This is a genomic window from Streptomyces sp. CNZ287 (assembly GCF_007827615.1).
Genome location: NZ_VISV01000012.1, coordinates 20,605 through 41,864, shown reverse-complemented (window position 1 = coordinate 41,864; position 21,260 = coordinate 20,605). Strand labels below are relative to the sequence as shown.

The following is a 21,260-nucleotide window of genomic DNA, read 5'->3' as shown; positions in this document are numbered from 1 at the left end:
AGGCACGGTCCCAACGGGCGTACATACGCGCCCGTGTGGAAGGAACACCTCTTGAGTGCCCGCAGACGCCGGTTCCCATGCCGCAACCCCGCGGGCTTCGCCCACCCGGGCAGCGCGCAGGGACGACTACTGTGGGGGCGTCGGACAGCGCGGTCCGCACCCCGGCCCGCCGCGCGCCGCCGCGCACGGGCGGAAACACCAGCGCCGCACGCCAAGGAGCCGCACCAGTGACCAGTGCCGACACCCACGCGCCCCGCCCCGCCGGAGCCGCAGGCCCGGACCCGGACGCCGCGGCCGCCGGCAACGCCGAGCTGCGCGCCGACATCCGGCGCCTCGGCGACCTGCTCGGCGAGACGCTCGTCCGCCAGGACGGGCCGGAACTGCTGGACCTCGTCGAACGCGTACGCGCCCTGACGCGCACCGACGGCGACGCCGCCGCGGAGCTGCTGCGCACCGTCGACCTGGAGACCGCCGCCCGGCTCGTGCGCGCCTTCTCCACCTACTTCCACCTCGCCAACGTCACCGAGCAGGTGCACCGCGGCCGCGAGTTCCGCGCCCGCCGCGCCGCGGAGGGCGGCAGCCTGGCCCGTACCGCCGACATGCTGAAGGACGCCGACCCCGCGCACCTGCGCGAGACCATCGCCAGCCTCGGCGTACGCCCCGTCTTCACCGCCCACCCCACCGAGGCCGCGCGCCGCTCCGTCCTCACCAAGCTGCGCGACGTGGCCCGCCTCCTGGAGGCCGACGAGGGCGCGTCCACCGCCGACCGCCGCCGCTGCGACCGCCGCCTCGCCGAGGACATCGACCTCATCTGGCAGACCGACGAGCTGCGCGTCGTCCGGCCCGAACCCGCGGACGAGGCCAGGAACGCCATCTACTACCTGGACGAGCTGAACCGCGGCGCCGTCGGCGACGTGCTCGAAGACCTCGCCGCGGAACTGGAGCGCGTCGGCGTCGACCAGTCCGCCGTCCTGCCGCCCGGCACCCGCCCGCTCACCTTCGGCACCTGGATCGGCGGCGACCGCGACGGCAACCCCAACGTGACCCCCCAGGTCACCTGGGACGTGCTCCTCCTCCAGCACGAGCACGGCATCACCGAGGCCATCGGCCACGTGGACGAGCTGCGATCCGCCCTCTCCAACTCCATCCGCAACGGCGGCGCCACCGAGGAACTCCTCGAATCGGTCCAGCGCGACCTGGAGGTGCTCCCCGAGATCAGCCCCCGCTACAAGCGGCTCAACGCCGAGGAGCCCTACCGGCTCAAGGCCACCTGCATCCGGCAGAAGCTCCTCAACACCCGCCGCCGGCTCGCCGAGGGCAGCGCCCACGTGCCCGGCCGCGACTACCTCGGCACCGCGCAGCTCATCGACGAACTCACCCTCGTCCAGACCTCGCTGCGCGCGCACCGCGGCTCGCTCGTCGCCGACGGCCGGCTGGAGCGCACCATCCGCACCATCGCCGCCTTCGGCCTCCAGCTCGCCACCATGGACGTACGCGAGCACGCCGACGCCCACCACCACGCGCTCGGCCAGCTCTTCGACCGGCTCGGCGAGGAGTCCTGGCGCTACCTGGACATGCCGCGCGACTACCGCCGCGGCCTCCTCGCCAAGGAGCTGCGCTCCCGCCGCCCGCTGGCGCCCACCCCCGCGCCGCTCGACGAGGCCGGCACCAAGACCCTCGGCGTCTTCGAGACCGTCAGGAAGGCCATCGACGCCTTCGGGCCCGAGGTCATCGAGTCGTACATCATCTCCATGTGCCAGGGCGCCGACGACGTGTTCGCCGCCGCCGTCCTCGCCCGCGAGGCCGGGCTGCTGGACCTGCACGCCGGCTGGGCGAAGATCGGCATCGTGCCGCTGCTGGAGACCACCGACGAGCTGAAGATCGCCGACGACCTCCTCGACGCGATGCTCTCCGACCCCTCCTATCGGCGCCTGGTCTCCCTGCGCGGGGACGTCCAGGAGGTCATGCTCGGGTACTCCGACTCCTCCAAGTTCGGCGGCATCACCACCTCCCAGTGGGAGATCCACCGCGCCCAGCGCCGGCTGCGCGACGTCGCCCACCGGCACGGCGTACGGCTGCGGCTCTTCCACGGCCGCGGCGGCACCGTCGGCCGCGGCGGCGGCCCCACCCACGACGCGATCCTCGCCCAGCCGTGGGGGACCCTCGAAGGCGAGATCAAGGTCACCGAGCAGGGCGAGGTCATCTCCGACAAGTACCTCGTGCCGTCCCTGGCCCGGGAGAACCTGGAGCTGACCGTCGCCGCCACCCTCCAGGCGTCCGCCCTGCACACCGCGCCGCGGCAGTCCGTCGAGGCGCTGACCCGCTGGGACGCCGCGATGGACGTCGTCTCCGACGCCGCGCACGCCGCGTACCGGCGGCTCGTCGACGACCCCGACCTGCCCGCGTACTTCTTCGCCTCCACGCCCGTCGACCAGCTCGCCGAGCTGCACCTCGGCTCCCGGCCCTCCCGCCGTCCCGACACCGGCGCGGGCCTCGACGGGCTGCGCGCCATCCCGTGGGTCTTCGGCTGGACGCAGTCCCGGCAGATCGTCCCCGGCTGGTTCGGCGTCGGCTCCGGGCTGCGTGCCGCCCGGGAGGCGGGGCTCGACGCGGTGGTGGACGAGGCGTACGAGCACTGGCACTTCTTCCGCAACTTCCTCGCCAACGTCGAGATGACGCTCGCCAAGACCGACCTGCGGATCGCCCGGCACTACGTCGACACCCTCGTGCCCGACGAGCTGAAGCACATCTTCGCGGTCATCGAGGCCGAGCACGAGCTGACGGTCAGCGAGGTGCTGCGCATCACCGGCGAGTCGGAGCTGCTGGAGGCCAACCCGGTGCTCCAGCAGACGTTCCGCATCCGCGACGCCTACCTCGACCCGATCTCGTACCTCCAGGTCACGCTCCTCGGCCGGCAGCGCGAGGCGGCCGAACGCGGCGAGGCCCCCGACCCGCTGCTGGGCCGGGCGCTGCTGCTGACGGTGAACGGCGTGGCGGCGGGCCTCCGCAACACGGGCTGACCGCGGCCGGTCCGGCCCGCGGGCGGACGGACGACGTGCTCACCGAGCGCGCGGCGCCCGCAACCGCACGCGGCCCCCACCCCGCGGGGGTGAGAGCCGCGTGCGGTCGTCCGGCGGGACCTGCTCAGTGCTGGCGGCCCATGCCCCGGCGGCGGAGCACCAGGTAACCGCCCGCGCCCAGGAGGATCGCCGAGGCGATCGAGATGCCCGTCACCGACGCGCCGGTGGCGGCCAGGCCGCCCGACTCGTCGTCGCCCCCGCCCTGCGCGCCCGGCGCGTTGGACGCACTGGGCGTGGCGTCCGCGCCCTGCTCGCCGTCCTCGCCCGGCTTCCCGGGCCTGCCCGGCTCCTCCGCCGCCTGGGAGGAGTCGTCCGACGGGGTGTCGGACGGGGTGTCCGGGTCCGGCGACTCGGAGTCCTCGCACTCCGTCCAGAAGACCTTGTGCTTCGCGGCCCCGTTCTCACCCTCCCAGTTCCAGAAGAGCTTGTAGTGGCCGTCGGGGAGGGTCATGTCCTCGGTCCTGCCGTGCCCCTCGCCGTCGAGGACGATCTCGCCCTCGTCCGCGACGGTCTTGTTGTCCCCGGTCGGCTTCCAGCCGACGATCTCCCACGTGACCTGCTGCCCGGCGTCGAAGCCGAAGGCGTCGAGATAGAACTCGCAGACCTTCGGCTCGTTCTTGCGAAGCTCCTCGCCGGTGGCGGCGTCGTGGATCTTCACGGTCCCGTTGTCGCCGTTGGCCGCCGGCGCCGGCGCGGCGGCGAACAGCAGGGAGGCGGCAGCGGCAGCGGCGACCGCGCCGACCGAAGCAATGGTTCGCATGCGGTACCCAACTTCGTGAGTGAAAGGTGTGCAGAGGGAAGTTGGGGGGCGGCTCAGCTTCCGCCGCCGGCGGGGCGCCGGTCAAGCGCGTCGTGCGCCCTTCATCCCGTTTCAGGAGATGTGCTGGGAAAGCCCTTTGTCACAGTCTGGTGACAGGTCGGGGGATCAGCCGTTGTACGTGTTCTGGGCGCGCTCCAAGCCCTCGGTGACGAGTGCCTCCACGGCGTCCGCCGTACGGTCCACGAAGTAGTCGAGCTCCTTGCGCTCGGCGGCGGAGAAGTCCTTCAGCACGTAGTCCGCCACCTCCATCCGCCCCGGCGGCCGGCCCACGCCGAACCGCACCCGCAGATACTCCCGGCCCAGCGACTTCGACAGCGACTTCAGCCCGTTGTGGCCGTTGTCGCCGCCGCCGAGCTTCAGCCGCAGCGTGCCGTAGTCCAGGTCCAGCTCGTCGTGGACGACGACCATCCGCTCCAGCGGGACCTTGTAGAAGCCGGCGAGCGCCGAGACCGGGCCGCCGGACAGGTTCATGTACGTCATCGGCTTGGCCAGCACGATCCGCCGGCCCGCGGGACCCGGCAGACCCAGGCGCGCCTCCACGACCTGCGCCCGCGCCTTGTGCGCCTTGAACCGGCCGCCGACGCGCTCCGCCAGCAGGTCGGCGACCATGAACCCGACGTTGTGCCGGTTGCCCGCGTACCCCGGGCCCGGATTGCCCAGGCCCACGACGAGCCACGGCTGCGCTGCGTCCGACATCTGCCGGCCCTCCCGGGGTACGTGTGCGTGCCTGCGCCTACGGAGACGGGGGCGGGCCCGTACGACCCGCCCCCCGCGGTGCTCAGTCCTCCGACTTGCCCTCGTCGGCCGCGGCCTCGCCCTCGGCCCCCTCGCCCTCGGCCGCCGACTCCTCCGCCTGCGGCGCGACCACGTGCAGCACCGGGTCCTCGCCGTCGACGGCGAGCGTCACCCCGGCCGGCAGCTTGACGTCCTTCGCCGCCACCGTGGCACCCGCCTCCAGGCCCTCGACGCTCACCGTCACGGACTCCGGGATGTTCGTCGCCTCGGCCTCGACCGGCAGCGCGTGCAGCGTGTGCTCCAGCAGGTTCTGGCCCGGAGCCAGGTCGCCCTCGACCTGGATCGGCACCTCGACGGTGACCTTCTCGCCGCGCTTCACGACCAGCAGGTCCACGTGCTTGAGCACCCCGGTGCGCAGCACGTCGCGCTGCACGTCCTTCGGGATGACCAGCTCGGACTTGCCGTCGAGGTCGAGGCTGATGAGCACGTTCGAGGTCTTCAGCGCCATCAGCAGGTCGTAGCTCGGCAGCGCCACGTGCCGCGGGTCCGCGCCGTGGCCGTAGACGACGCCGGGAACCTTGTCCTCGCGGCGCAGCCGACGGGCGGCGCCCTTGCCGGTCTCGGTCCGCGGCTCCGCGGTGATCTTGTACTCGGCCATGGTCGCACTCCTCGCAGTAGGTGAGGCTGTCGGGACGGTCACCCGGCCGCGATCGGCCTGCTACGAAGAGCGCGTCGATAACGGAGCACCGAACCGGTACCGGACGGACCGGGGCGGCCTCCCTCGCCGAGCAACTCCGGGAGTCTACCCGGCGGCGAGCGGCCGCCCCAAGTCGATCTTCCGCGCTACGGCTACGCGTGCTCGTCGAAGAGGCTGGTCACGGAGCCGTCCTCGAACACCTCGCGCACCGCGCGCGCGATCACCGGCGCCATCGACAGCACCGTGATCTTGTCCAGGTCCAACTCGCTCGCCGTCGGCAGCGTGTTCGTGAAGATGAACTCGCTCACCTTCGACCCCTTCAGCCGGTCACCCGCGGGACCCGACAACACGCCGTGCGTCGCCGCCACGATCACGTCCTCCGCGCCGTTCGCGAAGAGCGCGTCCGCCGCCGCGCAGATCGTGCCCCCCGTGTCCACCATGTCGTCGACCAGCACGCACACCCGGCCGGCCACGTGCCCCACGACCTCGTGCACCGTCACCTGGTTCGCCACGTCCGGGTCCCGGCGCTTGTGCACGATCGCCAGCGGCGCCCCCAGCCGGTCGCCCCACCGGTCCGCCACCCGCACGCGCCCCGCGTCCGGCGAGACCACCGTCAGCTTCGAGCGGTCCGTCTTCGACGCCACGTAGTCCGCCAGCACCGGCAGCGCGAACAGGTGGTCCACCGGGCCGTCGAAGAAGCCCTGGATCTGGTCCGTGTGCAGGTCCACCGTGAGGATCCGGTCCGCACCCGCCGTCTTCAGCAGGTCGGCGATGAGCCGCGCCGAGATCGGCTCCCGGCCGCGGTGCTTCTTGTCCTGGCGGGCGTAGCCGTAGAACGGGACGATCGCGGTGACGCTGCGCGCGGAGGCACGTTTCAGCGCGTCCACCATGATCATCTGTTCCATGATCCACTGGTTGATGGGCGTCGTGTGACTCTGCATCACGAAACAGTCGGCCCCCCGCGCCGACTCCTGGAAACGGACGTAGATCTCGCCGTTGGCGAAGTCGAACGCCTTCGTCGGTACGAGGCCCACACCGAGCTGGTGCGCGACCTCCTCGGCAAGCTCGGGGTAGCCACGGCCGGTGAAAAGCATCAGCTTCTTCTGGCCGGTCGTCTTGATCCCGGTCACAGCACGTTCTCCTCGGTGTCGGGCAGGCGGCCGGGCGGGCGGCCGGTCGGATGTCCTACTCACCGTACGCCCAGTACGCCCCGGCTTCCCACGCCGTCACCCCGCCTGACCGGCGCCCTCGTCCTCCGCCGCACCCTCCCGGCGGGCCGCCTCGGCCGCCCGCGCCGCCGCGCTCCCGGGGCGCTTACGGGCCACCCAGCCCTCGATGTTGCGCTGCTGACCCCGCGCCACGGCCAGCGAACCCGGCGGCACGTCCTTCGTGATCACCGACCCCGCGGCGGTGTACGCCCCGTCCCCGATTGTGACGGGCGCAACAAGCATGTTGTCCGCGCCCGTACGGCAGTGACTCCCGATCGTCGTGTGGTGCTTCGCCACCCCGTCATAGTTGACGAACACGCTCGCGGCACCGATGTTCGTGTACTCGCCGATCGTCGCGTCCCCCACGTACGACAGATGCGGCACCTTCGTCCCCGCGCCCACGTCCGCGTTCTTCATCTCCACGTACGTCCCCGCCTTCGCCCCCGCACCCAGCCGCGTCCCCGCCCGCAGATACGTGTACGGACCCACGTTCGCCCCCGGCCCGATCTCCGCCCCGTCCGCCACGGTGTTGAGCACCCGCGCACCCGCGCCGACCACCGTGTCCGTCAGCGTCGACCCCGGCCCCACCTCGGCACCGGCACCCAGGTGCGTCGCCCCCAGGAGCTGCGTCTGCGGATGCACCACCGCGTCCGGCTCATACGTCACCGCCACGTCGAACCACGTCGACGCCGGATCCACCACCGTCACCCCGGCCAGCATCGCGTCCCGCAGCAGGCTGTCGTTGAGCAGCCGGCACGCCTCGGCCAACTGCACCCGGTTGTTGATGCCCAGGATCTCCCGGTGGTCGGCGGCCGGCGACGCACCCACCCGGTGCCCCGCGGAGCGCAGGATCCCCAGCACGTCGGTCAGATACTCCTCGCCCTGGCTGTTGTCCCGCCGCACCTGCGTCAGCGCGGACGCCAGCAGCTTCGCGTCGAACGCGAACACCCCGGAGTTGATCTCCCGGATCTCCCGCTGCGCGGCGGAGGCGTCCTTGTGCTCCACGATCCCGGTCACGGCCCCGGTCGCGTCCTCCCGCACGATCCGCCCGTACCCGGTCGCGTCCGGCACCTCGGCGGTCAGCACCGTCACGGCGTTCCCGTCGGCGCCGTGCGCCGAGGCGAGCCGGTCCAGCGTCTCGCCGGCGAGCAGGGGCGTATCACCGCACACGACCACGACGGTCCCGTCCAGCGCCACGCCGCTCCCGGCCAGTTCCTCCAGCGCGATCCGCACGGCGTGCCCGGTCCCGTTCTGCTCCCGCTGCACCACGGCCCGCGCCTGCGGCGCGATCTCCCCGAGATGCGCGGTGACGGCCTCCCGGCCATGCCCGACGACGACGACCAGATGCTCGGGGTCCAGCTCTCCGGCGGCGGCGACGACGTGCCCGACAAGCGAGCGACCACAGATGCGGTGCAGGACCTTGGGGGTCGCGGACTTCATTCGGGTGCCTTCGCCCGCGGCGAGTACGACGACGGCTGCGGGGCGGTTCGCGGTCACGTGAGGTCCTTACGCAGGCGGAATCGGGGGTACGGGCAGGATACCGAGGGGGTACGCGGGGGTAACGCAAACGGGCCCCGGCGGTTGCCGGGGCTCTGGGGACGGCTCCCCCGCAAGGATTCGAACCTTGTCCTGCCAGATCCAAAATCTGGTGTGCTGCCGGGTTACACCACGGGGGATCACTGCGAGTCAGACCCTACCGGAGCCGCCTCGCTGCCGGGAGCCTCTGCCCAGGCGCCGATGCCACGCCACCACCCTTCCACTTGGCGGTACAGCCGAGCACTGTTCGTGACGTAGATCCTCAGGCAGCCCGCGTACGGTACCGCCCGAAGCAGCCGGGGCGACCCGACGGGCGCCTTGCTCAGGCCGGGTTTCCAGAACCGATGACGCGGGACGCCCGTCAGCTCCGACCAGAACCGGGTGGCCTCCTCGACGTCCGCCTGCGCCTGGATGTGCACACTGCAACGCAGCCGGTCTGCGGAGACACCGAGCAGGTCGAGCCAGCGCAAGAAGACCCGGATCATCTGTGGGTCGCTGTTGACGAACGAGATGCACTCTCGGCGTGCGTACTCCTTGTCCTTCTGGCCTTCCGCCCAGTACAAGGCGACGCCGATGAAGAACAGCTCGGCATCGCTCACAGTGGTGATCTGCCCCTTCGCCTCGCGTGTGAGCTGGTGCCTTTCATCGCTCAACCTGACATGGAGGGAGGCCCGTGCCTCGGCCATACGCCGCATTTGCGCCACGTGCCCCTTGCGGGCCAGGGCCGGGTTCCACCTGGGCGCAGGGCGTGGCAGGTCCCGCAGCCAGTCCGAGAGCGAGCTCTTGGAGACGTCGAGCTCAGCGCGGATCTCCTCGTAGGTGAGTCCTTGCCGCCGGAGTCTGCGTGCCTCCAGCCTGACGGTGTCGTTGGCTTTCGGCCGCTTCGCCCAGTCTGGCGGTGGCTCCGGCGCCAGCAGCCGCTCGAGATAGTCATCGTCATCGACGCCGAGCACAACCCGGATGTGCCAGGGATCCAGCCCTTCTCTCCGGAGCGCGGTTGCCCGTGTTCGCAGCCGATCGAAGGCGATGGGGTCATCATGTGGGCTGGTGGCCTCGTCGCCGTCGAGGCGGTGTCGTTCCTCGGTCATGGCAACCAGCCTCGCCCGGGGTCCGGGCTGCGGATGCGAATATTCGGTCGATTCACCAGTTCGGGGCCTACCTGGTGGTTTCGTGTGCGTTCGAATCCGTTGCGTGCTGTTGCACCCGAAGCCCGGCACCGTGTGTTCGGCCCTTACGCTGGTTGGTATGACCGCGTCGGGGGAAGCCGTGAGCGAGGTCTCCGGGGGGCGGAGGCCGGTCTGGTGGTGGGCGCGGCGCCGGTCGATGGTGCTGGACGTGGTGCTGGCGGCGGCGTCGGCCGCGGAGTGCGTGGCGCAGGGGGTGCCGTTCGCGCGGGACGCCGGGCTGCCCCTGGGGTTCGGGATCGTGCTGGGGCTCGTCGCGGGCAGCACGCTGGTGCTGCGGCGGCGGTGGCCGATCGTCCCGGTGCTGGTGGGCATGGCCGTCACGCCCGCGGAGATGGGCTTCCTGCTGGCCGTCGTCGGCCTCTACACCCTCGCCGCCTCCGACATCCCCCGGCGCATCACCGCGGCCCTGGCCGGGATGTCCGTCTCCGCCGTGATCATTGTCACGTTCGTGCAGATGTACCAGACCTTCGAGGAGCATGACCGCGACTCGCCCTTCGTGCTGGCCGCGCTCGTCGCGCTGCTGATGTCGGTCGGCGTGACGCTGCCGCCGCTGCTGTTCGGGCTGTACGTCGGCGCGCGGCGGCGGCTCGTGGAGAGCCTGCGGGAGCGGGCCGACGGTCTGGAGCGGGAGTTGTCGCTGCTCGCGGAGCGGGCGGAGGAGCGTGCGGTGTGGGCGCGGCGCGAGGAGCGGACGCGGATCGCGCGGGACATGCACGACGTGGTGGCGCACCGGGTGAGCCTGATGGTGGTGCACGCGGCGGCGCTGGAGCGGGTGGTGCTCAACGATCCGGAGAAGGCGGCGCGGAACGCGGCGCTGGTCGGGGACATGGGGCGGCAGGCGCTGACGGAGCTGCGGGAGATGCTGGGCGTGCTGCGGATGCCGGCGGGGTCGGTGTCGTCGCCGGGGAGCGGGGCGCCGGGCGGTGGCGAGGCCGTCGTCGGCGCCGCGGCGCCGGGTGGTGCGGCCTCCGGCGCTGCCGCGTCGGGCGGTACGGCCGCGGAGGCGGCCGGCGCCGGGGTCGCGGTGGCCGGTGCCGGTGCCGGTGCCGGGGCCGACGGGGCCGGGGTTGCCGGGGGCGGTCCGGAGGCCGCCTCCTCCGCGGCCGGCGGTGCCCCCGCCGCCGTGGCCACCGATGCCGGCCGCCCTGCGCGCGGCGGCCCGGCCGCGGCCGGGGCGGCGGCTGCCCGTGCCGGGCAGCGCCCGCGGGGCGCCGCAGACGCCGACGCCGGTGGTCCCGGGCCACGCCTGGACGATCTGGAAGCGCTCATCGGCGAGTCCCGCGCCGCCGGGATGGCCGTGGACTTCGCCGAGGAGGGCGACCCCGGCCCGTACGCCGCCGAGGTGGAGCAGACCGTCTACCGGGTCGTGCAGGAAGCGCTCACCAACGTCCACAAGCACGCCCCCGGTGCCAAGACCCGGGTGCTGCTCGCGCATCGCGTCGCCGAGGTGGCCGTGCTCGTGGTCAACGGCCCGTCCGACGCCGCCTCGCAGAGCGCCGGGCTGCCCAGCGGCGGCAACGGCCTGGTGGGCATGCGCGAGCGCGTGACGGGCCTGGGCGGCGGCTTCGTGTCGGCCGCGACGGACGCGGGCGGCTTCCGCGTCTCGGCCGTGCTGCCCAGCGGGACGTAGCACCCGGGGCGTTCACCTGCGGAAGCCTCGCCCGTACGGACCGCCCGTCAGTCCGGCTCCGGCGTCAGGCGCTGCGGTTCGAGGCCGGTCACCAGAGTCACCAGCGCCTCGTCCACGGACCTGCCCAGGAACCAGTCCCCGGCGTGATCCAGGGCGTACCCCCTGCCCTCGGCGTCGACCGCCAGCACCGCCTGTGCCGTGCTCCCGTCCGGGGCCAGCTCCGCGCCCAGCGGGCACAGCTCCGTCCGGAGGGCGCGGCCCAGGTCCGCGAGGGTGCGCGTGAGGTGCAGCCCGTGCATCGGGTCCACGTGCAGGTCCGCCGGGCCCAACTGGCGGCCGGGGCCCTCGCCGACGACCCGCAGGCCGCCGAACTCCGCCCACGCCTCGACCGCCGCCGGGAAGACCGCGTGCACGTGGCCGCCGGACGACACATGGGCCCGCAGCGTGTCGGCCCAGGTCTCCGCCTGCCGTATGTCCCACCGGCCCGGCTCCCAGCCGGCCGCGCGCAGCGCGCTGTCGACCTCGACCGGGAAGCGCGTGTGGTGCGCGGCCAGGTCGCGCGGGTCCGAGGGGACCACGGCTCAGTCCTCGGCGTGCGCATCGCCCACGGTGCGCACGCCGAAGTGGGTGAGGAGGGCGGTGCAGGAGCGGCAGGGCGGCGCGTACCGCCCGTGCAGCGGGTCGCCGTCCTCGCGGATGTGGCGGGCGGTGATCTTCGCCTGCTTCAGTGCCCGGCGCGCCTCTCCCGCCGACAGCGGCTTGCGCGCGGCGCGCTTGCTGCGGCCCGCCTCGACGGCCGTCAGGTGCCGCGAGAGCAGCACGGCTTCGGGGCAGCGCCCGGTGAACCGCTCGCGGCGGCCGCTGCTGAGCGTGTCGAGGAAGTCCTGCACCAGTGGGTGGAGCAGGGGGCCCTGGTCGGCGCGGCCCGCCGTGCAGGTGAGGGTCTGGCCGCGGACGGAGAGGGCGGCGCCGACGGCCGGCAGGACGCCGTCCCGCCGGCTGGTGAGGCGTGGCACACCGTCGCCGGGCGCCGTGTCGCGCCAGTCTGTGCGGGGGTCGGCCGCCGGGCCCGTCCCCGTCCCCATGTCCGTTTCCATGTATCCGTACGGAGTGTCCGTCAGGCCGAACGGGCGTCCCATACCGCCGTATGGATCGCCGCCGGTGAGCGGATCTGCTGTGTCTGAGCATGCGTGCATAGCGGTAAGAGCCTCCCCCGTGAAACTCCGCTGTCTCGCGCCGTCCAGCTTGCCACATACGTGCGACACGACACCCGAGGTGCCTTCCGTACCGGCGTGTGCACACCCCGTGGCCCGGTCCCGTGCTGGGCAAGTCCGTCATTGCGGAGCAGATCACGCCGCTTGCCGGGGCGCTCTCTGACCAGGGCAAGACCGCCGGCCGCGGCACCCCATAGGCTGTGTTTGACGGAGACCAACGGCAGGGGGCACACGCGATGACGTCAGGTCGGCGAGGAACGACCGTCGCACCGCCGAACGCGGCATACGCCGGGCAGGTCGTGAACTTCCCGGACCCGGTCCGGGCCGCCAGACACCCCCGCGGCGTGCGTGTGGACGCCGACGGTTACCCGGACTTCTCCCCGTACGCGCGCGCGGCGGCGGAGATCGCCGAGCCCCCCGAGGGCTTCGGCATCGACGAGCTGCGGCTGACGGACTACGTGTCGGCGAACGCGGCGCTGCACGCGCAGGGCCACGAGCTGTGGTCGACGCTGCCGTCGGTGGCGACGCCGCACGGCTGGACCTGGCACCACGTGGCGGGCACCCGCCGGATGGAGCTGGTGCCCGCCGATGTGAAGGCGCTGCTGCGGCACCACGGCGGGCTGGCGACGGCGGCCGTCGACCAGGACAAGCGCGGCACGCGCCCGCTGCAGGAGACGCGGCCGGTGCATTTCACCCTTCCGCGTGACGGCGCGGCGGTCACCGAGGACCAGGTGATGGGTGTCGAGGAGGATCTCGGCTACGGGCTGCCGGGCGCGTACCGCGACTTCCTCAAGGCGGCGGGCGGCTGCGCGCCGGTCGGCGCGGCGCTCGATCCGGAGCTGGGGCTGCTGGTGGACCAGCCGTTCTTCACCGTGCGCGACGAGGCGGCGGTCAACGACGTGGTCTACGTGAACAAGTGCCTGCGCGACCATCTGACGAAGGACTATCTGGGCATCGCGTTCCTGCAGGGCGGGGTGCTGGCGCTGAAGACGAAGGGCCGCAGGCGCGGCAGCGTGTGGTTCTGCCCGTACGACGACGCCCGCGACCAGGGCGACTCGGGCTGGTCGGTCGCGGAGCGGGTGGAACGGCTGCTGCTGTTCTGCGGGGAGGACTTCGACGCCTTCCTCGACCGGCTGGTGGGCGGCCCGCCGGAGTTGGAGACCGTGGCGAATCTGATGGTGGACGGCGGCTTCGCGCGCGCCGTGCCGGTGGAGGGGTGAAGAGGTAATGGTCACCTTCGCACAGGCGCAGGAGCGCGCCGACTCGTGGATCAACGGCGGGGTGCCGCAGCAGCGGCGCCGCGAGGTCAAGGTGCGGGAGTTCGATCTGGGCTTCGTGGCCTGGGCCGAGATCCCGGCGGGCGAGGGGATGCCGGAGGGCTCGGGGGCGCGCATGGTCATCGCGCGCGACTCGGGCGACACGACGCTGTGGCCCGCGCTGCCGGTCGGCGAGGTGATCCGGCGCTTCGAGGAGGAGTACGGCGGCGAGGAGGCGGCGGCGCCGCGGGGCGCGCAGCCGGGGGAGCGCGTGGATTTGGGGGCGACGTCGTTCCTGCTGACGCCGCCGGAGTGGCTGCAGGAGGCGGCGGACCAGATCGGCATTCCGCGGCGCGACTCGGGGTCTTCGGGGTCGTCCGGGTCCGCCGGGTCCGGCAGGTCGGGCGGCCGGCACGCGGCTGCGCCTGCTCCTGCGCCTTCTCCGGTGCCCCCGGCCGCCGCGTCATCCGCGTCTTCCCCGTCGCCCGTCCCGGCGCCGGCTTCGGGCCCGGGTGCGCCTGCGGCGCAGGGGAGTTCGGGTGCGCCGTACGGGGCCGGGGGTTCCGGTCCCGCTTCGCCGTACGCGGCCGGGGGCGCCGGTGCGTCGGGGGCCTCCTCCGGGTCGGTGGGCCCGCGGGTGGACCCGACGGCGCCCGCGGCGGCGGCGCCGACCCCGTGGAACGACACCAACTCCCGCGGCGACGACGACGCGGCCTCCGTGCCGCTGCCGGAGACGGTCCTCTCCGCTTCGCTTCCCGACACCCCGCCGCCGAGCGGCCCGTACCCGCCCCCGCCCGGTGGCGGCAGCTACCCCGGCGCGCCGGGCCCGCATTCGGGCGCGGGCGCTCCGCCCGCCCCCGGCTCCGGCAGCTACCCCGGCGCCCCGGCGCCGCCCGGCGGGACCGCGGCCCCCGGCGCCACGCCTCCTCCGGCCCCCGGCGCCCCACCCGCCCCCGGCTCCGGCAACTACCCCGGTGCGCCGGGCACCCCGCCCCCGGGCGCCCCCGCCCCGGCACCGCCGGGCGCCCCGAACGCCGTGGGAGCCTCTGGATCCACGGGCACCCCCGCCCCGCCGGGAGCCCCGAACACCCCCGGCGCCCCGGGCACTCCGCCCGGCGCCCCCGCGGCCCCCGGTGCCCCGAGCGCACCGGGCGCCCCCTCCGCACCCGGGGCCCCCGGCGTCCCGGGCGCGCCCAGCACCCCGCCCGCCCCCCAGACCCCCTCCGCCCCGCCCGCCGGCCCCGGCGGCGGGGCCGCCGACATCGCCGAGCAGGCCACCAGCAAGGCCACCCCCATCCCGCCGCCGCTCAAGGGCAAGCGGGCCCCCGGCGGTCAGGGCGTACCGCCGCCGCCCGGCGCCCCCGGCACGCCCGGCGCCGGCCGCGGCTCCGGTTCCTCGGCGCCGCCCCCGCCGTCCGCCCCGGGCGCCCCGGGCGCCGGCAACGCGTACATCCCGACCCAGCTCGTGTCGCAGGTCGACCCGGGTGCCTCCGCGGGCGGCGCACCCCCGGGCCCGCCCTCACCCCCCGGCGCACCGGGCGTCCCGGGCGCGCCCGCCGCCCCACCGGCACCCGGAGCACCTGGAGCGCCCGGAGCCCCTGGCGCCCCGGGGGCACCCAGCACACCCCCGCCCCCCGCGCCCGGCCAGCCCGCTCCGCCCCCCGGCGGCGCCCCCTTCGCGCCCGGCGCTCCGGGCGCCCCCGGCGCGCCCCCCGCCGCCGGTCCCGCCCCCTTCCCCCCGGGAGCCCCCGGAGCCGCCCCCGCAGGACCCGTACCCGGCGCGCCCGGCATGCCGCCCCCCGGCGCCCCGCAGCCCGCGGGCTACGGCTATCCGCCCCCCGGCGTCCCCACCGTCGGCCCCGGCTACCTCGCCGTCCTGCGCTACCGCGCCCAGGACGGCTCCGAGCAGCAGGTCATGCGCCGCTCCGCCCCCGGCACCGCCCACCCCGAGTGGCAGATCCTGCACGAGCTGCGCGGCATGGGCGTACCGCCGCAGCAGGTCCTGGAGCTGCACACCGAGCTGGAGCCCTGCGACCTGCCCGGCGGCTACTGCTCCCGCATGATCCGCGAGACCTGGCCGCAGGTGCGGCTGAGCCACACCGCCTCCTACGGCCGCGACCACGCCTCCCGGCAGCAGGGCATGCAGCAGCTCATCGAGCACCAGGGTGAGCTGCACCAGGTCGCCGACGGTCCGGCCCGGCCGCGGCCGCAGCGCGTGCCGCTGCCGCCGCCCGGGCAGATCCCCGTGCTGCCGCCGCTGCCGCCCGAGGGGCTGGGGCACGAGCTGTACCAGGCGTTCGGGCCGCAGGGCGTGTTCCGGTACGACCAGCGGGCCGTGGCCCGGCAGGGCGTGCCGGACATCGTGGCGCAGACGCTCGTGTGGGCCGGGCTGCCGATGGACTTCGGCCCGTTCTTCTGGGGCCAGGCGCAGCCGGGCCGGCCGGTGCCGACGCTGGCGGAGCTGGCGGCGGAGCGGGGTGTGCAGGCGGCGTCCGACGCCGGTTCGTACCTCGTGATGGGCAACGACTTCGGCCGCCAGATGTGCGTCCAGTACGGCACCGCGCACATCGTCGCCGTGCCGCTGGAGGCGGCGCCCGGCGGGGGCAGCGCGCCGCCGCAGTTCGTGAACACGGGGCTGCCGGAGTTCGTGCGCTGCCTGGCGATGCTCGGCCACATGTGGCGGATGCGCTTCGGGCTCACGCCGGACCAGGCGGGGCGCTGGACGGTCGACTTCCAGTCGCAGCTCGTGGCGATCGACCCGGCGGCCCTCCAGGGCCCCGACCACTGGTGGTCGGTCGTGCTCGAACAGCTCTGGGACGGCCTGTTGTAACCCTGCGCGGGCAGTACGGAACGGCCTCACCGGCCCCGCCGGTGGGGCCGTTTCGTATGTTCTTCGACCGATGACCACCTGAAAGGAGTGGGTGTCAGGTTATGACCGATTAGCGAGAGTCCTGAAGGATGAGCGCCGACAGTCGACCGGGGACGAGAGGAGCTCGATCACATGGGCGCCGTGAAGACGTCGGCTCGGGGCTTCGACACCGTACGCGGTGGGCGCGGCTACCACCCCGACCAAGTGGACGCCGCGGTGACCCGCGTGGGCGAGGAGCGCGACTCCGCCTGGGAGCGGGCCGCCCGCCTCACCGTCCTGGAGCGCGAGCTGAGCCAGGAGCTGGAACGCCTCACCGGCGAGCTGGCGCAGGTCAAGGAGCAGACCTACGCGGAACTGGGCCCCCGCGCCCAGGAGATCCTGTACCTCGCCCAGGAGCAGGCCGCGGAGCTGCGCGGCACGGCGGCGGAGCAACTGCAGCGCGCGGAGGCCGAGACGCGCCGGTACGTCGAGGAGACCACCGCCGACACCCGCCGCGCCGCCAACGCCCTGCGCGAGGAGGCCGAGGCCCGGCTGCGCAGCGCGCTCGGCGGGGCCGAGCAGGAGGCGGCCGACCTGCTGGCCTCCGCGCACGCCGCGGTCGAGGACACCGCGGGCGAGGCGGCGGCGGCGCTGGCGGAGATGAAGCACCGCACGGCGGCGATGCTCGACGAGGCCAGCCTCGAACGCACGGCGGCGGCGCGGCGGCTGGACGAGGAGGTACGCGAGCGGCGGCAGGCCATCGACGCCGACCTCGCCACCCGTACCCGGGCCGCGGAGGCGCACCTCGCCGAGCAGCAGGCGGCGCACGCCGAGGCCGAGGCGTACGCGGCCCGCTGCCGCGACGAGGCGGAGGCGCAGGGTGCGGAGCTGGTGGCGGAGGCGGTGGCGCAGGCGGAGCAGATCGAACGCGACACGCAGCGCGCGCTCCGCGAGGCGGAGGGCCGCCGTGAGGAACTGGCGGCGCACATGGAACACGTACGCGCCACCCTCACGGCGATGACGGGCCGCGCCCCGGACTCCGACCCGGCCACCGGCACGGTCCCGGGCCCCTCGCCCCACGGGGACGACTAGATGACCGATTCCGAGGGGTTCAGTGGTCGTAGGCGGTCAGCGCGCGCACGATCGGTTGACCGGTGTGGTCGTTGTGCCAGCTCGCTGCGGTCAGTGCGAGGATGCGCTGCAGGACGCGGACGATGACGCCGCCGGGGGTGCAGCCGCGATGACGTTCGAGGTCGAGCCGGCCCTTGACTCGTTGACCGATTCGATGACCTGCCGTAACGGCTTGAACAGCGAGGCTCCGGCCCGCCCGGGTTCGCCTTGCGGGCCGGCCGCAACAGCCGGAAGCGCAGCTCCGTGAGCTGACGCTCGAAGGCGGCGCCGAAGTAGTGCTTGTCGCCGATCAGCGTCTGCCCGCTCCGTCCGGCCAGCAGGCCGGGTTCGGTCGACCGGCAGGCGTCCGGGAGGGCGGTTTCACGGCGACGGCTCAGCCGACGGGGGGCCGCGAGCGCCGGGGGTCCCCGCGGCGCAGCAGCAGATAGGCGACGAGCAGCAGAACGCTGGTGGCCGGCACCCAGGCGAACTGGTACCAGTAGAAGAACGGGACCCCCATCAGTTCCGGCCCTTCACGTGTGTACCAGGGGAGCCAGAGCAGGGCGACAGCCGGTGCCAGCAGACACGCGCCGGCCACGGTCAGCCGGAGCACGTTCCTCCCGCTCCCGGGAGCGCGCCGGTGTCCGTCCCGTGTCACGGCGCCCTCCTGTCGATCGCTGCGTCCGCCGGTGGTGGGACCGCGAGCCGGTCGCCCGTCAGCCTGTAGAAAAGATGCTTGTCCATACCATGAGGTTGAGGGGAGACTTCCAGAAGTTTTCCACGGGCTTCCTGTCCTCCGATAGGCATGGTCGCGCAACTCGAAAGCAACAAGACTACGCACACCCGCCTGGACGGTGATCGATGACCGAGGGTGCCATGCTCATCGCCTTCGCGTCGGTCATCGGCGGCACGTCGCTCCTGGCCCTGGCCGCGCGGAGGTTCCAGCGGTACGACACTCTGCCCTCGCTGGAGGGGTGGGCCCTGGCCGACCGCAGCCTGGGTCCGGTGTGGACCTGGCTGCTACTGGGCGGCACGGTGTTCACCGCGTACACCTTCGCCGCCGTACCGGGCCTGGTGTACGGCCAGGGTGCGTACGGGTTCTTCGCACTGCCCTACACGGTGATCGTCTGGCCGCTGGCCTTCCTGCTGCTCCCCCGGCTGTGGTCGGTGGCCCGGCGCCACGGCTACGTGACCGTGGCCGACTTCGTCCGTGGGCGCTACGGCTCGCCCCCGCTGGCCCTGGTGGTCGCCCTCACCGGGATCCTGGCGACCATGCCGTACCTGGCGCTCCAGCTTCTGGGCATTCGTGCGGTGCTGACAGCCGGCGGGCTGTATCCACGCGGAGCGGCCGGGGATCTGCTGATGGTCGCGCTGTTCGCGGGGCTGGCCGTGGCGACCTACCACCACGGGCTGCGGGCCCCGACCGTGATCTCAGCGATGAAAGGTGTGGCGATCTTCTGTTCGGTCTTCGCCGCCGTGGCGCTGGTGCTGTCCCGGCTGGGCGGGCCGGGTGCCGTGTTCGAGACCGCGGCACGGGAGCTGGCCGCACGCGGGGCCGCCGACGCCTCCTTGGCTCTCGCCGCCGATCAGCACGCAGCGTACGCCACTCTGGCGCTGGGCTCGGCGCTGGCACTGCTGATGTACCCGCATGTACTCACCGCGATCTTCGCCGCCTCCGGGCCGGACACCCTGCGCCGGGTGTCCATCGCGCTACCCGCCTGGACCGGGGTGCTCGGCCTGTTCGGGATGCTCGGCATCGCGGCGCTCGCCGCGGGTGTCGACGCCCCACGGGGTGCCGCCGAGAGCGCTGTCGGCCTGCTGGTGGATGACCTCATGCCCGCCGCCCTGGCCGGACTGGTCTTCGGAGCGATCACCGTGGGAGCGCTGGTACCGGCGGCGGTGATGTCGATCGCGGCGGCGACCTCCTTCGTCCGTAACGTCTACGTCGAGTACTTCCATCCGACCGCCACGCCCAAGCGCCAGGTGCGGATCGCCCGAGTGGTGTCGCTGACCGCCAAGGTGGGCGCAGTCGCCTTCGTGTTCGGGCTACGCGACCAGGACGCGATCAATCTCCAGCTACTGGGCGGGGTCTGGATCCTGCAGATCCTCCCCGCCGTCGCCATCGGGCTGTTCACCCGCTGGCTGCACCACCGTGCCCTGCTGGCGGGCTGGGCCGCAGGGATGTCCGCCGGTACGTACCTGGTCGTGCACGAGGGCTTCTCCCCCGTCGTCCCGTTCGACGTGGGCGGACACGAGCTGGAGGTCTACGCCGGCCTCGCTGCCCTCGTTCTCAACCTCGCGGTCGCCGTGACCGTCACCGCGGCCCTGGACCGTATCGGCACACCCCGTGGTACTGACACCACAGCGCTACCGTCCCGCCTGATCATCAGGCATCGCCCCGAAGGGGGAGCGAGCAGCTCATGAAACGGACCAGACCTGGCGCCCGCCCCGTCCCAGCGCAGTCGCGGCCCTCTGTACCTCCCACGCACGCCGGGGCGGGCGCCCCCGCGGACCGTACGGACCGGAACCCCGCAGACGGGGCTCAGCCCCTGACCGCCTCCGCGGACCTCGACCGCGAGGCCGCTATCGCGCGATTGTTCGACCTGCATTACACGCCGATGCTCCGCCTGGCCGCGCTGCTCGGCGCCGACGACCCGGAGAGCATCGTGGCCGAGGCTTACTACCAGATATACCGTAAATGGCGTAAAATACGCGCCACTGATTCTGCTGAGGCGTACCTTCGCTCGGTCGTCTGCAATCTGACCCGGATGCGGATCCGACATCTGCAGGCAGCGCGCAGGCACGTCGAAGTGCCGGTCGGCTCGGTGGCGTCCGCGGAGACCTCGGCGCTCCTCCACGATGACCAGCGGGCGCTGGTCTCCGCGTTGCAGCAGCTTCCCGCACGGCAGCGCGAGGCGCTGGTTCTGCGCCACTGGCTCGGCCTCAAAGAGGGGGAGATAGCGCAGACCATGGGCATCTCGTCCGGTTCGGTCAAGACACACACCGCCCGCGGCATAGCCGCCCTCACTCAGGCATTGGAGGCCCGGCGATGAGCAACTCCTCCCCTGGTACCGAGGAGCAGCTCCGGGATGCACTCGAAGCCTTCGCCGAGGGCGTACGGCCCACGCCCGGTGCCTATCGCGTGGCGCACGGCGACTGGCAGCGCAGAGAACGGCGGCGCCGTCTCGTCCTTGCGGTACTGATCGCCGTGGTCTTCACCCTTGCCACCCTGATCGGGCTGTGGGTGCTCAACCAAGCACCCTCAAGGCCCGGGGTGATCTTCGATGACGGGGTGTCCACCGGTAATGCGCAGCCCGCCGACCGGACCGATCCCCCTCACTGGAACTGCGGCTGCGTCTGAGCCCGGTCGGCGGGCAGGCGGACGGCGGCCGGCCGGTCGCTGATGTACCGGTCGACGGCCGGCGGGTGGCGGTGCGGGCATCGTATGCGGCGCCTGACGGGCCCTGGCATGGCCGAGGCGGAGTGCGACCACAACCGAGAAGTCCCTGGGAGCCGGGCGTCCGCTCGGGAACGCGGCTCGGAACGGCGGGGACACCCGAAGGCGGTCGATCGTCGCACGCAACCCGCAGAAGCCGGTTTCGTCCCGCAGTCGTATCGGTGCAGGGCGGAGCAGGTCTGCGAGAGCCACGTACCGCACCGGCGTCTGGTCCGCGACTACGGGCACCGCACACCTCCTTTCGCCTCGCGTCTGCTGGGCGATGACGCGTCACGGACCGCTGCCCGAAAACTCCAGGAAATCTCCTGTCAACCGAATCGGGGCCCGCGGCAACTCTTGAGCAGACCGCGGGGCCGGCTGCCTCGCGGCATCCGTGCGGGAGGTGAGCGCCAGTGGCAGACAGCGAGTGCGGACTCGCGCCGAGCCAGACGTCGGCCGACGGCTTCAGGTGCGTGTTGCCGTGGCAGGAGGACTCCGCCGCC

Annotated in this window: 17 protein-coding genes, 1 tRNA gene and 1 pseudogene; 8 read left to right on the top strand and 11 right to left on the bottom strand. The window is 73.3% G+C overall.

All coding sequences use genetic code 11. From position 1 onward, the window contains the following. The first annotated feature begins 227 nt into the window (after positions 1–227). Positions 228–3,020: a phosphoenolpyruvate carboxylase gene (ppc, locus tag FB457_RS21445; RefSeq protein WP_047016175.1), complete on the top strand. Its 2,793-nt coding sequence runs from the start codon at positions 228–230 to the stop codon at positions 3,018–3,020. Positions 3,021–3,144: 124 nt separating this feature from the next. On the opposite strand, the gene FB457_RS21440 is transcribed toward ppc, so the two are convergent. From FB457_RS21440 to FB457_RS21410, 7 genes are all read right to left on the bottom strand, one after another. Then, positions 3,145–3,840 (bottom strand): hypothetical protein, encoded by a 696-nt coding sequence (locus FB457_RS21440; protein ID WP_047016174.1) that lies wholly within the window; start codon positions 3,838–3,840, stop codon positions 3,145–3,147. 165 nt (positions 3,841–4,005) lie between these two features. Next, positions 4,006–4,596, bottom strand: coding sequence for an aminoacyl-tRNA hydrolase (gene pth / locus FB457_RS21435; protein ID WP_047016173.1), 591 nt, complete (start codon positions 4,594–4,596; stop codon positions 4,006–4,008). A gap of 82 nt (positions 4,597–4,678) precedes the next feature. Next, positions 4,679–5,293: a 50S ribosomal protein L25/general stress protein Ctc gene (locus FB457_RS21430; RefSeq protein WP_047016172.1), complete on the bottom strand. Its 615-nt coding sequence runs from the start codon at positions 5,291–5,293 to the stop codon at positions 4,679–4,681. A 191-nt stretch (positions 5,294–5,484) separates the two neighbouring features. Further along, positions 5,485–6,462: a ribose-phosphate diphosphokinase gene (locus tag FB457_RS21425; protein ID WP_047016171.1), complete on the bottom strand. Its 978-nt coding sequence runs from the start codon at positions 6,460–6,462 to the stop codon at positions 5,485–5,487. Between the two features lie 96 nt (positions 6,463–6,558). Beyond that, positions 6,559–8,037 carry a bifunctional UDP-N-acetylglucosamine diphosphorylase/glucosamine-1-phosphate N-acetyltransferase GlmU gene (glmU, locus tag FB457_RS21420; RefSeq protein WP_047016170.1) on the bottom strand — a complete coding sequence of 493 codons (1,479 nt, stop codon included), beginning with the start codon at positions 8,035–8,037 and terminating at the stop codon, positions 6,559–6,561. A gap of 105 nt (positions 8,038–8,142) precedes the next feature. Beyond that, positions 8,143–8,216, bottom strand: a tRNA-Gln gene (locus tag FB457_RS21415). Beyond that, on the bottom strand, positions 8,217–9,164 hold the full coding sequence (locus tag FB457_RS21410; RefSeq protein ID WP_486589093.1) for a COG3415 family protein: 948 nt from the start codon (positions 9,162–9,164) through the stop codon (positions 8,217–8,219). It lies immediately after the preceding tRNA gene. Between the two features lie 157 nt (positions 9,165–9,321). On the opposite strand from FB457_RS21410, the gene FB457_RS21405 reads away from it, so the two are divergent. After that, on the top strand, positions 9,322–10,893 hold the full coding sequence (locus FB457_RS21405) for a sensor histidine kinase (RefSeq protein WP_145782861.1): 1,572 nt from the start codon (positions 9,322–9,324) through the stop codon (positions 10,891–10,893). Positions 10,894–10,940: 47 nt separating this feature from the next. On the opposite strand, the gene FB457_RS21400 is transcribed toward FB457_RS21405, so the two are convergent. After that, positions 10,941–11,471 (bottom strand): SUKH-3 domain-containing protein, encoded by a 531-nt coding sequence (locus FB457_RS21400; RefSeq protein ID WP_047016167.1) that lies wholly within the window; start codon positions 11,469–11,471, stop codon positions 10,941–10,943. Positions 11,472–11,474: 3 nt separating this feature from the next. Next, positions 11,475–11,978: a YwqJ-related putative deaminase gene (locus FB457_RS21395; RefSeq protein WP_047016166.1), complete on the bottom strand. Its 504-nt coding sequence runs from the start codon at positions 11,976–11,978 to the stop codon at positions 11,475–11,477. A 365-nt stretch (positions 11,979–12,343) separates the two neighbouring features. Here FB457_RS21395 and FB457_RS21390 point away from each other — a divergent pair, with 365 nt between their 5' ends. The 3 genes from FB457_RS21390 (at position 12,344) to FB457_RS21380 (ending at position 17,303) form a co-directional block, all read left to right on the top strand. Further along, a complete protein-coding gene (locus FB457_RS21390) occupies positions 12,344–13,327 on the top strand; it encodes an SMI1/KNR4 family protein (protein ID WP_107086110.1) in 984 nt (327 codons plus the stop codon). Between the two features lie 7 nt (positions 13,328–13,334). Next, positions 13,335–16,193 (top strand): SUKH-4 family immunity protein, encoded by a 2,859-nt coding sequence (locus FB457_RS21385; protein ID WP_145782859.1) that lies wholly within the window; start codon positions 13,335–13,337, stop codon positions 16,191–16,193. A gap of 171 nt (positions 16,194–16,364) precedes the next feature. Further along, positions 16,365–17,303: a hypothetical protein gene (locus FB457_RS21380; protein ID WP_486589092.1), complete on the top strand. Its 939-nt coding sequence runs from the start codon at positions 16,365–16,367 to the stop codon at positions 17,301–17,303. 19 nt (positions 17,304–17,322) lie between these two features. On the opposite strand, the pseudogene FB457_RS36305 reads toward FB457_RS21380, so the two are convergent. Together FB457_RS36305 and FB457_RS21370 are read right to left on the bottom strand one after the other, a co-directional pair. Beyond that, positions 17,323–17,674: pseudogene (locus FB457_RS36305) on the bottom strand (IS982 family transposase); the annotation flags it as partial. A 41-nt stretch (positions 17,675–17,715) separates the two neighbouring features. Next, positions 17,716–17,934 carry a DUF3311 domain-containing protein gene (locus tag FB457_RS21370; protein ID WP_145782857.1) on the bottom strand — a complete coding sequence of 73 codons (219 nt, stop codon included), beginning with the start codon at positions 17,932–17,934 and terminating at the stop codon, positions 17,716–17,718. A gap of 248 nt (positions 17,935–18,182) precedes the next feature. Here FB457_RS21370 and FB457_RS21365 point away from each other — a divergent pair, with 248 nt between their 5' ends. From FB457_RS21365 to FB457_RS21355, 3 genes are read left to right on the top strand one after another with little or no spacing between them, the layout of a single operon-like run. Beyond that, positions 18,183–19,745 carry a sodium:solute symporter family protein gene (locus FB457_RS21365; protein ID WP_047016162.1) on the top strand — a complete coding sequence of 521 codons (1,563 nt, stop codon included), beginning with the start codon at positions 18,183–18,185 and terminating at the stop codon, positions 19,743–19,745. Next, positions 19,742–20,374, top strand: a complete 633-nt coding sequence (locus tag FB457_RS21360; protein ID WP_145782856.1) for a sigma-70 family RNA polymerase sigma factor — start codon at positions 19,742–19,744, stop codon at positions 20,372–20,374. The genes FB457_RS21365 and FB457_RS21360 overlap by 4 nt, the downstream gene beginning before the upstream one ends. Continuing rightward, on the top strand, positions 20,371–20,682 hold the full coding sequence (locus FB457_RS21355) for a hypothetical protein (RefSeq protein WP_047016160.1): 312 nt from the start codon (positions 20,371–20,373) through the stop codon (positions 20,680–20,682). Before FB457_RS21360 ends, FB457_RS21355 begins: the two co-directional genes overlap by 4 nt. The last annotated feature ends 578 nt before the right edge of the window (positions 20,683–21,260 follow it).

Excerpts from the sequence above, each read along its gene's own strand:
- FB457_RS21365 (WP_047016162.1), top strand. The coding sequence starts at position 18,183 with ATGACCGAGGGTGCCATGCTCATCGCCTTCGCGTCGGTCATCGGCGGC.
- FB457_RS21410 (WP_486589093.1), bottom strand. The coding sequence starts at position 9,164 with ATGACCGAGGAACGACACCGCCTCGACGGCGACGAGGCCACCAGCCCA.
- FB457_RS21355 (WP_047016160.1), top strand. The coding sequence starts at position 20,371 with ATGAGCAACTCCTCCCCTGGTACCGAGGAGCAGCTCCGGGATGCACTC.
- FB457_RS21380 (WP_486589092.1), top strand. The coding sequence starts at position 16,365 with ATGGGCGCCGTGAAGACGTCGGCTCGGGGCTTCGACACCGTACGCGGT.
- FB457_RS21360 (WP_145782856.1), top strand. The coding sequence starts at position 19,742 with ATGAAACGGACCAGACCTGGCGCCCGCCCCGTCCCAGCGCAGTCGCGG.
- FB457_RS21390 (WP_107086110.1), top strand. The coding sequence starts at position 12,344 with ATGACGTCAGGTCGGCGAGGAACGACCGTCGCACCGCCGAACGCGGCA.
- FB457_RS21440 (WP_047016174.1), bottom strand. The coding sequence starts at position 3,840 with ATGCGAACCATTGCTTCGGTCGGCGCGGTCGCCGCTGCCGCTGCCGCC.
- FB457_RS21405 (WP_145782861.1), top strand. The coding sequence starts at position 9,322 with ATGACCGCGTCGGGGGAAGCCGTGAGCGAGGTCTCCGGGGGGCGGAGG.
- FB457_RS21385 (WP_145782859.1), top strand. The coding sequence starts at position 13,335 with ATGGTCACCTTCGCACAGGCGCAGGAGCGCGCCGACTCGTGGATCAAC.
- FB457_RS21395 (WP_047016166.1), bottom strand. The coding sequence starts at position 11,978 with ATGGGGACGGGGACGGGCCCGGCGGCCGACCCCCGCACAGACTGGCGC.
- pth (WP_047016173.1), bottom strand. The coding sequence starts at position 4,596 with ATGTCGGACGCAGCGCAGCCGTGGCTCGTCGTGGGCCTGGGCAATCCG.
- FB457_RS21430 (WP_047016172.1), bottom strand. The coding sequence starts at position 5,293 with ATGGCCGAGTACAAGATCACCGCGGAGCCGCGGACCGAGACCGGCAAG.